Below are 12,799 nucleotides of genomic sequence, written 5' to 3'. Positions count from 1 at the left end.
AGCATGCTTGTGGATATGGAAAACCGGACGCTGCGCTATTTCGACGCGGAAATGCGTTACCTGCGCGAGGCCGGCCAGGAGTTCGCCGAAGCCTTCCCCGACCGGGCGGCGCACCTGAGCCTCGACCGCCCGGGCGCGCGCGACCCCTACGTCGAACGCCTCTTCGAAGGCTTCGCCTTCCTCATGGGCCGCCTGCGCGAGAAGCTCGACGACGACCTCCCGGAGCTGACCGAAGGGCTGGTCAGCCTGCTCTGGCCGCACTACCTGCGGACGATTCCCTCGTTGTCGATCCTCGAACTGACGCCCAACCTGCAGCAGATGAAGCGCAGCGAGTGCGTCGAACGGGGGTTGGAGGTGCTGTCCCAACCAGTGGGAGCCCAGCGGACCCGCTGCCGCTACACCACCACCCAGGACATCGCCCTGCAGCCCCTGGCGGTTGAGTCGTTGCGGCTGGCCTACCAGCCGGATGGCCGTTCGCTGTTGCGCCTGCGTCTTGCCTGCGGCCCCCTGGCCGAGTGGTCGCAGGTGGACCTGAGCGCTCTGCCGCTGTACCTGAACGCCGAGGCTCCCCTGGCCAGCGCCCTGCACCTGGCGCTGACCCGGCAGGTGCATGCCCTCTACGTGCGCCTGCCCCGGATTGCCGAGCGCATGCCCCTGCAGGGGCATTTCGCCGCCCGGGGGTTCGCCGAGGAGGATCGGCTCTGGCCCAAGGGCGACAGCGCGTTCAGTGGCTACCAGCTGCTGCTGGAGTATTTCGGCTTTCGCGAGAAATTCATGTTCGTCACCCTGCATGGCCTGGAACGGCTGAGCCTGCCCGAGGGGGTGCCCTGGCTGGAGCTGGAGGTGGTGCTCGCCGAGGGCTGGCCCCACGATTTCGAACCGCGCGCCGAGCACGTCCGCCTGCACGCCGTGCCGGTGATCAACCTGTTCACCCTGGAGGCCGACCCCCTGCGCCTGGACCCGCTGCAGAGCGATTACCTGCTGCGGCCCATGCGCCTGCAGGACGGGCATACGGAAATCTATTCAGTGGACCAGGTCACCGCCTCGAAGAACGCCGAACGCGAGGACTACGTCCCGTTCACCAGCTTCCGGCACAAGGGCGGAATGCTGCGTGACGACGCCCCGGAGCGCTATTTCCATACCCGCCTCAAGCGCGCGGCGAACGGCCTGCACGACACCTGGCTGATTCTCGGCGGCGAGGGGTTCGACGTCGATCGCCTGGTGGCCGGCGAAAGCCTGTCGCTGCGCCTCACCGGCACCAACGGCCAACTGCCGCGCAAGGCCTTGCAGAGCACCTTGCTCGACACGCTGGTGCAGTCCACCCAGACCGGCCTGCGGGTGCGCAACCTGTGTGCGCCGACGCTGCCCTGCTACCCGCCCAGCCGCGACCGCTTCCACTGGCGGGTGCTCAGCCACCTGGGCTCGAACTTCCTGCCCATGCTGGGCAGCGCCGAAGTGCTGCGCGGCACCCTGGCGCTCTACGACTGGACCGGCAACGAGCTGAACCGGCGTCGCCTGGAGGCCATCGTCGATGTGCGCCACCACCTGATCCAGCGCTTCGAGCGGGGCTTTTTGCTGCGTGGCGTGGACATCGAAGTCACGCTGGACGCCAACGGCTTCTGCGGTGAAGGGGACATCAGCCTGTTCGGCGAGATGCTCAGCCGCTTCTTCGCCCTGTACGCCGACATCCACCTGTTCAACCAGCTGACGCTGATCCTGCAACCCACCGGGAAGTGCCTGAGATGGAACGAGAACCACAGCCAGCGCATGCCCGGCTGAACGCCAGCGGCCTGTTGCGGGCCCTGGAAGGACGGGTTGCCGAAGCGGACCTCTACCGGTTCTGCCAACTGCTGGAGCGGGCGCTGCCGGGGCAGCCGCCCCTGGGCAGCACCGAGCGCCCCTCGGATGACCCGGTGCGCTTTCGTCCCGACCCCGGCATGGGCTTCCCGGCAGGCGAACTGAAGGCCATCGAGTTCGCTGACGAGCCGGACCGGATGCCGGCCACCGTGCGCACGCGGCTGCTGGGGCTCTATGGCGTGGACTCGCCGTTGCCGACCACCTACCTGGACGACATCGCCCAGCGCCGCGAAGGGCACGAGGCGCTGGAAGCCTTCCTCGATATCTTCAATCACCGGATCTTCACCCAGCTCTATCGCATCTGGCGCAAGTACTCGTACCCGGCGACCTTCGAGCCCGGTGGGGCCGACCCGACGTCCCAGTGCCTGCTGGGTCTCATCGGCCTGGGAATCCCCGGCACCGCCGAGCATGTCGCGACGCCGATCTCGCGCTTTCTCGCGCTGCTCAGCGTCATGCGCCTGCCCACCCGCAACGCCGAAGGCATCGCCGCGCTGGTGAAGCTGCTGGCCCCCGAAACCCGCGCCCGCGTCACGCTGCACTGTCCGCTACGGGTGGTGCTGGCACGGCCGGCGGGGCTGTCGGCGGCCGAGCCGGTGGGCCTGTCGCAGGGCACCCCGCTGGGGCGTGTCGGCCATGACGCCAACAGCCAGCTGCACCTGTCGCTGTTCACCGAAGACCCGCGGGAAGTGCAGGGCTGGCTACCGGGCGCCCACCTGCACAGCGACCTCCTGGTGCTGCTGCAGGTCTACCTCGGCTGGCGCTGCACGGCACGGCTCGAACTCTCCCTGCCGACACGCTGCCTGCCACGGCCGGTGCTGGGCGAGACGACCCTGCTGCTCGGCATGACCGGGCTGCTGGGCCAGGGCGGCGAACGGAGCGACCTTCTCCCCGGGACCGTGACCATCCCGCTTGGGCGCTATCGGGGCCTTCGCAACAATCCGCAGGAAAGAGAGACACAGCATGTCGCGTACCGTTTTTAGGCCTTTGCTGCCGGCCCTGCTGGCCGCGCTGATGGGGGGGTGTGGCCTGTACCAGAGCGTCGGCGACAGTTCGGCGGAGCTCGCCAGGTCGATCTTCTACAAGCAGGTGAAGACCCTGCACCTGGACTTCAGCGCGCGCCCCGCGATCAACACCGACCCGCGCGACATGTCCGGGCTGTCCGTGCCGACCCTGGTGCGCATCTACGCGCTGCGTGACGCCCAGGCGTTCAGGCGGGCGACCTACGACCACCTGCTGGACGACAGCCAAGAGCGGCTCGGTGCCGACCTGCTCGACGAACGCACCCTGGTGATCAACCCCGGAGAAGGCGCGCAGCTCAGCGTGCCGCTGGATGAAGCCACCCAGGTCATCGCCGTGGTCGCGCTGTTCCGCCAGCCGGACACCCGCAGCGGCTCCTGGCGCCTGGAACTCACCCGCGACGACCTGGACCCGGACCAGCCACGGGTGATCGAGCTCGGCGACAACCGCCTGGCCCTGCGTCCACTGCCCGAGGCCTGACCCGTGACCGAGCACACGCCATCGCTCTACGAAACGCTGCTGCAGAACTTCACCGGTGAACTGGATCTGCATCGGGTACGCGAGGAGGACCGGCTCATCCTCTCGGTGCTGGACAACCTCCAGCGCATCCTCGACAGCCGCGCCGGTTCGCTCAGCCACCTGCCGGACTACGGGCTGCCGGACATGGGTCAGGTACTGCAGGGGCTGCCGGCTGCCGCCCACGGCCTGATCGGCGCCCTGACCCACACCCTGCTCGAGTACGAGCCGCGGCTGGCGGAGCTGAGCGTCCGCTTGCTGCCCCAGTCACGGCCCGGGCAACTGGAGTACAGCCTCGAGGTGCGGCTCAAGAGCGGGGAGCAGGCGACGTTCGGCACCACGCTGGCGCCGGAGGGCAGGGTGCTGGTCCGCCACCTTCGGCAGCAGAACTATCTGTAGACAGGATTCGATCCGGGAGAGAACACCATGAATGGACTCGTTGGCAGGGCGCAGAACGAACTGCATCAACACGGCGACCTTGCGGCGCTCTACGAGGAACTGGCCAAGCTGCACCACCCCGCTTGCCCGGATGTCGACTGGCGCAAGGTCGAGCAGTGGTGCCGGGAGCTGCTCCGCGACAATGGCAGTGACCTGCAGATCGCCGCCTTCCTGGCCCTCGCGCTGGCCCAGCGCTACGGGCTGCCCGGCGTGGCCGAGGGCATGACCTTGCTGAACCAGCTGCTGGCGGGGGCGTGGGATCGCCTGTGGCCGCGCAACGCGACGGAGCGCATGGACATCCTCGCCTGGCTGTTCACGCAGTGGCAGCCGCTGCTGCGCGGGCTCGATATCGGCAAGAGGGATGCCTCCCTCATCCGCACCCTGGAAGCGGACCTCGCCTGCCTGCAGGAGGTGCTTGGCCGGCAGCGGCTGCCCGCGATGACGGCGCTGCGGGCCCTGAACCAGCAGGTATCGGCACTGGCTGCGCGGTTGCAGGACGATGCTTCGCCGCTCCCGGGCCATCCCCGCGAACGCGGGAGCGCAGCCCCGAAGCAGCCCATGAGGCTGTTCATCTCGATGCCGGAGCATGGCGGGGTCGCGCCGGTCGTGTACCTGGAGCGTCGCCCCGGCAAGCGTGCGCTCCGGGTCGCGCTGGTGCTGCTGCTGGGCCTGGTCGCGCTGGTGCCGCTGGGGGTGCTGGGCTGGCAGCACTGGCAGCGCATGCAGGAGCAGGCGCGCATCGCCACCGAGCCCATTCGCCTGGACAGCCTGCAGCTGTTCGACTCCGGCAGTGCCCGGTTGAAGCCGGACTCGACCAAGGTGCTGATCAACGCCCTGGCCAACGTCAGGGCACAACCGGGCTGGTTGATCGTCATCACCGGGCATACCGACGCCACCGGCGACGAGCTGCGCAACCTCGCCCTGGCGCAGGCCCGGGCCGCAGCGGTCCGTGACTGGATGAAGAACATGGGGGACGTGGCCGACGACTGCTTCGCCGTGCGCGGCCAGGGCTCGGGGCAACCCATCGCCGACAACGCCACCGAGGCCGGACGCGCGGCCAACCGCCGTGTCGATATCAGCCTGGTACCGGAACCGGGCGCCTGCCAGGCTCCTCGTTGAGGTCGTTGCCAGCGCTCTCCGGCCGGGTCATTACGGGGGCCGGAGGCGTACGGTCGTCGCTTCGCTGTTAATTGTTATTTGATAAGCATTATCATCCGCGCTCTCTTCCTCGAAGCCTGCGCCGCTCCATGCCCGATACCTCCTCACCGGCCGACCTGCCGCCGGATGCGCCCGCACCCGGCGATCCGTCGCGGCGCGAGGATCTGTTGCGCGTGTTCCTCGCCCAGCGGGAGCGGATAGAGGCGCTGGTCAGCCGGCGCGTCGGCTGTCGCGCCACGGCGGCGGACCTGGTCCAGGACCTGTTCCTGCGCTTCTGGCGCCGCCCGGCGGCACCGGTGGAGGACCTCGCCACCTACCTGTTGCGCAGTGCCCACAACCTGGCCATCGACCACATGCGCAGCGAAGGCGCGCGCACCCGCAACGAGGCCGGCCTGCTGCTCGAACAGGACGAGGCGCCGCCCCCGGAAGCGGCGCTGGAGGCCGGCAACGACCTGCGTCACGTTGAAGCGGCCTTGCGCTCGCTGCCGGAGCGCACACGCCAGATCTTCCTGCTCAACCGCATCCACGGCAGCACCTATGGCGACATCGCGCGCGCCATGGGGCTTTCCCAGTCCGCCGTGGAAAAACATATGATGCGTGCCTTGGAAGCCTGCAAGGCCAGCCTGCAGGACAGGCCGGCCACCATCTCGCCGGGGAGCGCGAAACCATGAGTCTCGATCAGCAGCGGCCCGTCGCCGCCACCAGCAGCCAGCATGCCGTCGAGCAGGCGGCCTGGCTGTGGATCGGACGCATGCAGGGGCGGCCTTCGCCGGCCCAGCGCGAGGCCTTCGAGCGCTGGCTCTATGCCGATGTCACCCATATCGAGGCCTACGCCCAGGCCCAGGAGCTGTGGCGCCGTACCTGGCCCGCGGCCAATGCCATCGCCGCCGAGGAAGACGCGCGCCTGCGCCAGTACCTGGAGCGCATGGCCGTGCCGCCTGCTCGTGGGCGGCGCTGGGGCGCCCTGCTGGCGATGGCCGCGAGCCTGGCGCTGGTGGTCTGGGGCGGCGGCTGGAAACCCGTCGACTGGCTGCAGGACCTGGGCGCCGACTATGTGTCCGCGCCCGGTGAGGTGCGCACGCTGGAACTGGCCGACGGCTCGGTGATCACCCTGGATGCCGACAGCGCGGTGAGCGTCGAGCTGCGCGCTGACGAGCGCCATGTCGAACTGCGTCGCGGCGCGGCCTTCTTCCAGGTCAGCCATGGCGAGGTGCCGTTCGTGGTCTACGCCGCCGGTGGCGAAGCCCGGGTGCTCGGCACCCGCTTCGGCGTGCGGCTGCGCCACGGCGGCGCGCGGGTCACGGTGGAGCAGGGCAGGGTGGGCGTCACCGCCGCGCCCGGCCAGCCCCAGGACGTGCTCGCCGCCAACCAGCAGCTGGTCTATGGCGAAGGCAAGGCCGGTGAAACCTGGACGGTGGACGCCCAGGCGCAGCTGTCCTGGCGGGAAGGGCGGCTGACTTTCTACAAGACGCCCCTGGCCGATGTGCTGGCTGAGCTGGCGCGCTACTACCCGGGGCGCATCGTCCTGCTGGATGACGAACTGGCTGCGCGGCGCATCAGCGGCAGCTTCCCCAGCAACGACCCCCACGCCATCCTCGACTCCCTGCGCGCCGTGGTCGGTTTCCGCCAGCACGAGGTGCTGGGCCGGTTGATCGTGTTGCGCTAGCTGTTCGGCACATGTCTGTAGGGGCGAATTCATTGGCTCTGTCTGCGTTAGCTGTTGTGGTTTTAATGCAAGCGCTCAAGCACGGCTATTTCCGGGCACCCAAGGGTTCGTGCCCCCCCCTACCGCATGGGTTTCGCTTCGCTCTACGCCATCCTACGAAAGCCGCCGTTACGTGCACGTTGGGTTGGTGCGCACATCAATGTGTGGATTTGAGCGAAGAAAGTTGGAGCAGCCGCCAACGCCCCTCCAGGAGGCCGAACGCAGTCGTTGCGCCGGCCCCCAGACGACGCTTGCGGGGAACGCACTTCAGTGCGGCCCGAAGGGCGAGCGTAGCGAGTAACGGCGATGGAGTGAGGGAACCCCGGCGAAGCCGGGGCCGGATGATGGGGCAAGCCCTTTTGGTTTCTTTTGGGTGGTTCGGCACCCCGACGACTGCCAAAAGAGACTCGCCCGGGTGGGCGAAACCAGAAACATCACCAGAACTCGGCAATCAGCTGGGCTCAAATCCTCTAGCAACACTTAACGCAGACAGAGCCAATTCATTCGCCCAGCAGGCCGAAGGCCTGCCACACGGAGCCCTGCGGGGCAGCTGTGCTGCCCTTGGCGAATGAATTCGCCCCTACACAAGCTGCTGCCCGGCAGGTGGTTTTATTTTTTTCAAAATTATTTTCAATTTCAGGTGAGGTATCCGCTCGCGGGCTCCGTGTAGGAGGTGGAATGCGATTTATTCGCAAAGAAACCCATCAGCCAGGGGGCAGGTCATACCCATGAAGTACAGGACATCGCGGTTGCAGGGCGGCGCATTCAAGCGCCTCGGTCTGGTTTCGGCATTGCTCGCCCTCGGCCACGTGGGCGTGCTGCCGCTGGCCCATGCCGCCGATGCCGAGGCGCCCGCCGCCGCGCTGGCCAGCGTGCATGAGTTCGCCATCGCCGCGCAGCCGCTGCCCCAGGCCCTGGCCGCCTTCACCCGCGTCACCGGGCTGGCGCTGGTCTACACCGAGGATGCCGCCTACCAGGTCCAGGCGCCGGCGGTGAACGGCCGCATGAGTGCCGAGCAGGCCCTGGCGCAGCTGCTGGCCGGCAGCGGGCTGGGTTATGCACAGGTCAACCCCGGCACCCTCACCCTGGTGCCCCGCGCCAACGACGGTGCGCTGAACCTCGATGCGGTGAACATCAACTCCCGCCAGCTGGCCGCCACCAGTTACCAGCCGCCGCCCACCACGCGCCTGATGCGCTCGGAAACGCCGCTGCTGGAAATCCCCCAGGCGGTGGCCGTGGTGCCCCAGCAGGCGCTGCTCGACCAGCAGCCACAGAACCTCGACGACGCCCTGGCCAACGTCAGCGGCATCACCCAGGCCAACACCCTCGGCAGCACCCTGGATGCGGTGATGAAGCGCGGCTTCGGCGACAACCGCGACGGCTCGATCCTGCGCGACGGCATGCGCACCATCCAGGGCCGCAACCTCACCGCCACCGCCGAGCGGGTGGAAGTGCTCAAGGGCCCGTCCTCGATGCTCTACGGCATCCTCGACCCGGGCGGCGTGATCAATGTGGTCAGCAAGAAGCCGCTGCTGGAGGACTACCGCGCCATCACCGGACGCGCCTCCACCTATGGCGATGGCAAGAACGGCAGCGGCGGCACCCTCGACGTCACCGGCCCCCTGGGGGATTCCGGCCTGGCCTACCGGGTGATCGCCGACTACGACGACGCCGACTATTGGCGCAACTTCGGCCACAACCGCGACAAGACCTTCGCCCCCTCCTTCGCCTGGTACGGCGAAGACACCACGGTGAACCTCAGCTTCGAGCACCGCGAGTACTCGGTGCCCTTCGACCGCGGCACGGTCTTCATCAACGGCAAGCCCCTGGCAGTGCCGGCCACCCGCCGCCTGGACGAGCCCTATAACGTCACCGAGGGCCACTCGGACTTGATGATCCTCGACCTCGAACACCAGTTGAACGAGGACTGGAAAGCCCACTTCGCCTACAGCTACAACCGCGACACCTACGACGACTACCAGGCGCGGGTGCAAAGCCAGAATGCCAACGGCACGCTGAGGCGTCGCCTGGATGGCACCCGGGGCGCGGTGAGCACCGAGCATTTCGCCACCTTCGACCTGGACGGCAAGGTGCAACTGGCCGGCATGCAGCACGACCTGCTGATGGGCGTGGACCACGAGTACCGCAAGTTCTACCGTGAGGACCTGATCCGCCAGACCACCAGTCTCAGCTTCAACCCCTGGAACCCGGTCTATGGCCAGGTGCCAGTGCCCACCACGGTGGCCGCCGGCGACAGCGACCAGACCGATCGCGTGGTGAGCCAATCCGCCTTCTTCCAGGACTCGGTGCACCTCAACGAGCAGTGGATCTTCATCGCCGGTGCTCGCTACCAGCTCTACGACCAGCTCGCCGGTCGCGGCCGTCCGTTCACCAAGAACACCGATATCGACGGTCAGCTCTGGGTGCCCCGGGTCGGCCTGGTCTACAAGATGACCGACGAGCTGTCCCTCTACGGCGGCTACACCGAGTCCTTTAAACCGAACTCCACCATTGCGCCGCTGAGCGGGACCGGATCGGTGAACGCGATGGCTCCGGAGGAGGGCAAGAGCTGGGAGATCGGCGCCAAGCTGGATATGCCGGGCCGCATCACCGGCACCCTGGCGCTGTTCGATATCGTCAAGGAGAACGTCGCCGTGACCGAACTCGATGGCTCCAACCGAGCAGTGGGTGAAGTCCGCTCACGTGGCATTGAGCTGGATGTCACCGGCCAGGTCACCGACAACCTCAGCCTGATCGGCACCTTCGCCCTGCTGGACGCGGAGCTGACCAAGGACCCGCTCTACAAGGGCAACGAACTGCAGAACGTTGCCAAGCGCAGTGGCTCGCTGTCGGCGGTCTATGACTTCGGCCAGGTGTTCGAGGGTGATCGTTTGCGTGCTGGCTTTGGTGGTCGCTACATCGGCTCCCGTGAGGGCGATGTCGCCAACAGCTTCAACCTGCCTCACTACGCAGTAGCCGACGCCTTCGCCGCCTACGAGACGCCCTTGGGTAACGACAAGCGTCTCAAGCTGCAGCTGAACCTGAAGAACATCTTCGACAAGACCTACTACAGCTCCTCGGTGAACCAGTGGAACGTCTCCATCGGTGACCCGCGCCTGGTGCAGCTCTCCAGCACCCTGGAGTTCTAAGTCCCGATCCGCCCCGCACGGTGGACCGGTGAAGCGGGGTCCACCGGCATCACACCGAGCACGGTGCATGACCGTAGGTTGGCGCCGAGCGCAGCGAGGCCCAACACAACGATCCCGAACCCTCTGCACAAGCAGTTGAAGGCCTGCGGGTGGACGTCGCTCTTCACGTCCACCAGCGGAGTACCGATCGACCTCGCCGCATGCAAGGTGCTGTGAAAAGGCGGGAGCGCGTTGCACTCCATCGCGGATGAATCCGCTCCCACAACAAGAGCCCCGGTCGACCCCGCATGGTGGACCGATGAAGCGGGGTCCACCCTGCATCCGGCATCGCACCGCAAAGGATCGTTAACCTCGCCGTAACGATCCGTCCCCGGGCTTGATTGATGACCCACCGGTCGCGCTCCTAAGGTTCGCTCCACGACAGCGGAACCCGTGGAGCATCCAATGACAACGACAATCTCCCCACCGCCGCAATGGTCGCGTCGGCGTGCGGAAAAGCAGCGTCGCCTCGACCAGGTGCGATCCCTCGCCGACGGCGTGGTGCTGCCCAGCGAGCGCATCGTCGCCGCCCTGGAGGCGCTGATCGCCCCCGGTGACCGGGTGGTGCTCGAAGGCAACAACCAGAAGCAGGCGGACTTCCTCTCCCGCTCCCTGGCCAAGGCCGACCCCGGGCGCCTGCACGACCTGCACATGATCATGCCCAGCGTCAGCCGCGCCGAGCACCTGGACCTGTTCGAACGCGGCATCGCCCGCAAGCTCGACTTCTCCTTCGCCGGCCCGCAGAGCCTGCGCATCAGCCAGCTGCTGGAAGACGGCCTGCTGGAAGTCGGTGCCATCCACACCTACATCGAGCTGTACTCGCGCCTGCTGGTGGACCTGATCCCCAACGTCGCGCTGGTGGCCGGCTTCATGGCCGACCGCCACGGCAACATCTACACCGGCCCCAGCACCGAAGACACCCCCGCCCTGGTGGAGCCCACGGCCTTCTCCGACGGCATCGTCATCGTCCAGGTCAACGAGCTGGTGGACGACGTCGGCGACCTGCCGCGTGTGGACATCCCCGCCTCCTGGGTCGACTTCGTGGTGGTGGCCGACAAGCCCTTCTACATCGAGCCGCTGTTCACCCGCGACCCGCGCCACATCAAGCCGGTGCACGTGCTGATGGCGATGATGGCGATCCGCGGCATCTACGAGAAGCACAAGGTCCAGTCGCTCAACCACGGCATCGGCTTCAACACCGCCGCCATCGAACTGATCCTGCCCACCTACGGCGAATCCCTGGGGCTGAAGGGCAAGATCTGCCGCAACTGGACGCTCAACCCGCACCCGACGCTGATCCCCGCCATCGAGACCGGCTGGGTGGAAAGCGTGCACTGCTTCGGCACCGAGCTGGGCATGGAGGGCTACATCGCCCAGCGTCCGGACGTGTTCTTCACCGGCCGCGACGGCTCCATGCGCTCCAACCGCATGATGTGCCAGCTGGCCGGGCAGTACGCGGTGGACCTGTTCATCGGCGCCACCCTGCAGGTGGATGGCGACGGCCATTCCTCCACCGTCACCCGGGGCCGCCTGGCGGGCTTCGGCGGCGCGCCGAACATGGGCCACGACCCGCGTGGCCGCCGCCATTCCACCCCGGCCTGGCTGGACATGCGCCCTGAGCCCGAGGCCCTGCTGGCGCGGGGCAAGAAGCTGGTGGTGCAGATGGTCGAGACCTTCCAGGAGGGCGGCAAACCCACCTTCGTCGAGACCCTGGACGCGGTCGATGTGGCGAAGAAGAGCGGCATGCCCCTGGCGCCGATCATGATCTACGGCGACGACGTCACCCACCTGCTCACCGAGGAAGGCATCGCCTACCTGTACAAGGCGCGCACGGTGGAAGAGCGTCGCGCCATGATCGCCGCCGTCGCCGGGGTCACCGCCATCGGCCTGCGCCACGACCCCAAGGACACCGAGCGCATGCGCCGCGAAGGGCTGATCGCCCTGCCCGAGGACCTTGGTATCCGCCGCACCGATGCGACCCGCGAACTGCTCGCCGCCAAGAGCATCGCCGAGCTGGTGGACTGGTCCGGCGGCCTCTACACCCCCCCGGCCAAGTTCAGGAGCTGGTGATGAGCGCACTGATCGCGAAAAGTACCGGGCTGCCCCTGGCCGAGTGGCTGGCGGACCAGGCCGTCGATGCGCTGATCGACGAAGCCGACCTCTCGCCCAAGCCTGCGCTGGTGGACCGGCGTGGCAGCGGCGCCCACAGCGACCTGCACCTGGGCCTGATGCACGCCTCGGCGCTGTCGCTGTGGCCGGCCTTCAAGGCCATGGCCGAGGCGGCGGTGGCGTTCGGCGACGTTGGCCAGCCGCTGCGCGAGGCACTGGGCCGCATCGGCCGCGAAGGCGAGGCCGCCATGCTCGCCGTCACCGGCGGGGTCAACACCCATCGCGGTGCCATCTGGGCCCTCGGCCTGCTGGTGGCCGCCGTCGCGTTGGAGCCGGCCAAGGCCGAAGCCGCAGGCATCACCACCCGTGCCGCGCGCATCGCCCTGATCGATGACCGCGCCGCGCCGCAGCAGGACAGCCACGGCAGTCGTGTCGCCCAGCGCTACGGCGCCCGGGGCGCGCGGGAGGAGGCCCAGCTGGGCTTCCCCGCCGTGCGCTTGCACGGCCTGCCGCAGCTGCAGCGCAGCCGCGCCCACGGCAGCGGCGAGCAGAACGCCCGGCTCGATGCGCTGCTGGCGATCATGGCCGAGCTGGCCGACACCTGCGTGCTCTGGCGCGCCGGCCCCGAAGGGCTCGCCGCCATGCAGCGGGGCGCCCGCGCGGTGCTCGACGCCGGGGGCTGCGCCAGCCTCGACGGGCGTCGCCGGCTGCGCGAACTGGAAACCCGTTTGCTGGGGCTCAATGCCTCGCCGGGCGGCGCGGCCGATCTGCTCGCCGCCTGTTTGTTCATCGACCGAGTCGGGAGCTGACC

10 protein-coding genes are annotated in these 12,799 nt (G+C 68.0%); all 10 read left to right on the top strand.

Annotated features, from left to right (window positions below; translation table 11 throughout):
- The first annotated feature begins 15 nt into the window (after positions 1-15).
- The 10 genes from tssF to ACXI0U_RS22575 all read left to right on the top strand — a co-directional run bounded on the left by tssF (position 16) and on the right by ACXI0U_RS22575 (position 12,797).
- Entirely contained in the window at positions 16-1,779 is a 1,764-nt protein-coding gene (gene tssF / locus ACXI0U_RS22620) for a type VI secretion system baseplate subunit TssF (RefSeq protein ID WP_431483534.1), read from the top strand.
- Positions 1,743-2,837, top strand: a complete 1,095-nt coding sequence (gene tssG, locus ACXI0U_RS22615; RefSeq protein WP_431482933.1) for a type VI secretion system baseplate subunit TssG — start codon at positions 1,743-1,745, stop codon at positions 2,835-2,837. The genes tssF and tssG overlap by 37 nt, the downstream gene beginning before the upstream one ends.
- Positions 2,818-3,354 (top strand): type VI secretion system lipoprotein TssJ, encoded by a 537-nt coding sequence (tssJ, locus tag ACXI0U_RS22610; RefSeq protein ID WP_236204416.1) that lies wholly within the window; start codon positions 2,818-2,820, stop codon positions 3,352-3,354. The genes tssG and tssJ overlap by 20 nt, the downstream gene beginning before the upstream one ends.
- Before the next feature lie 3 nt (positions 3,355-3,357).
- Positions 3,358-3,789: a type VI secretion system baseplate subunit TssE gene (tssE, locus tag ACXI0U_RS22605; RefSeq protein WP_111262996.1), complete on the top strand. Its 432-nt coding sequence runs from the start codon at positions 3,358-3,360 to the stop codon at positions 3,787-3,789.
- Between the two features lie 27 nt (positions 3,790-3,816).
- Positions 3,817-4,947: a type VI secretion system ImpA family N-terminal domain-containing protein gene (locus tag ACXI0U_RS22600; RefSeq protein WP_479550849.1), complete on the top strand. Its 1,131-nt coding sequence runs from the start codon at positions 3,817-3,819 to the stop codon at positions 4,945-4,947.
- 128 nt (positions 4,948-5,075) lie between these two features.
- Positions 5,076-5,657, top strand: coding sequence for an RNA polymerase sigma factor (locus tag ACXI0U_RS22595; protein ID WP_479550848.1), 582 nt, complete (start codon positions 5,076-5,078; stop codon positions 5,655-5,657).
- Positions 5,654-6,652 (top strand): FecR family protein, encoded by a 999-nt coding sequence (locus ACXI0U_RS22590; RefSeq protein WP_021217903.1) that lies wholly within the window; start codon positions 5,654-5,656, stop codon positions 6,650-6,652. The genes ACXI0U_RS22595 and ACXI0U_RS22590 overlap by 4 nt, the downstream gene beginning before the upstream one ends.
- A 767-nt stretch (positions 6,653-7,419) precedes the next feature.
- Positions 7,420-9,840, top strand: a complete 2,421-nt coding sequence (locus ACXI0U_RS22585) for a TonB-dependent siderophore receptor (RefSeq protein ID WP_479550847.1) — start codon at positions 7,420-7,422, stop codon at positions 9,838-9,840.
- Positions 9,841-10,284: 444 nt separating this feature from the next.
- Positions 10,285-11,949: a malonate decarboxylase subunit alpha gene (gene mdcA, locus ACXI0U_RS22580; RefSeq protein ID WP_184489815.1), complete on the top strand. Its 1,665-nt coding sequence runs from the start codon at positions 10,285-10,287 to the stop codon at positions 11,947-11,949.
- A complete protein-coding gene (locus ACXI0U_RS22575; RefSeq protein WP_479550846.1) occupies positions 11,949-12,797 on the top strand; it encodes a triphosphoribosyl-dephospho-CoA synthase in 849 nt (282 codons plus the stop codon). The genes mdcA and ACXI0U_RS22575 overlap by 1 nt, the downstream gene beginning before the upstream one ends.
- Positions 12,798-12,799 lie beyond the last annotated feature (2 nt).

The organism is Pseudomonas sp. C9D1 (genome assembly GCF_056491235.1).
The sequence above is the reverse complement of the archived record's forward strand: the minus strand, read 5'-3'. Positions and strand labels throughout refer to the sequence as shown.

Coding starts and splice junctions, on each gene's coding strand:
- tssF (WP_431483534.1), top strand. CDS start 16: ATGGAAAACCGGACGCTGCGCTATTTCGACGCGGAAATGCGTTACCTG.
- tssG (WP_431482933.1), top strand. CDS start 1,743: ATGGAACGAGAACCACAGCCAGCGCATGCCCGGCTGAACGCCAGCGGC.
- tssJ (WP_236204416.1), top strand. CDS start 2,818: ATGTCGCGTACCGTTTTTAGGCCTTTGCTGCCGGCCCTGCTGGCCGCG.
- ACXI0U_RS22600 (WP_479550849.1), top strand. CDS start 3,817: ATGAATGGACTCGTTGGCAGGGCGCAGAACGAACTGCATCAACACGGC.
- ACXI0U_RS22595 (WP_479550848.1), top strand. CDS start 5,076: ATGCCCGATACCTCCTCACCGGCCGACCTGCCGCCGGATGCGCCCGCA.
- ACXI0U_RS22590 (WP_021217903.1), top strand. CDS start 5,654: ATGAGTCTCGATCAGCAGCGGCCCGTCGCCGCCACCAGCAGCCAGCAT.
- ACXI0U_RS22585 (WP_479550847.1), top strand. CDS start 7,420: ATGAAGTACAGGACATCGCGGTTGCAGGGCGGCGCATTCAAGCGCCTC.
- mdcA (WP_184489815.1), top strand. CDS start 10,285: ATGACAACGACAATCTCCCCACCGCCGCAATGGTCGCGTCGGCGTGCG.
- ACXI0U_RS22575 (WP_479550846.1), top strand. CDS start 11,949: ATGAGCGCACTGATCGCGAAAAGTACCGGGCTGCCCCTGGCCGAGTGG.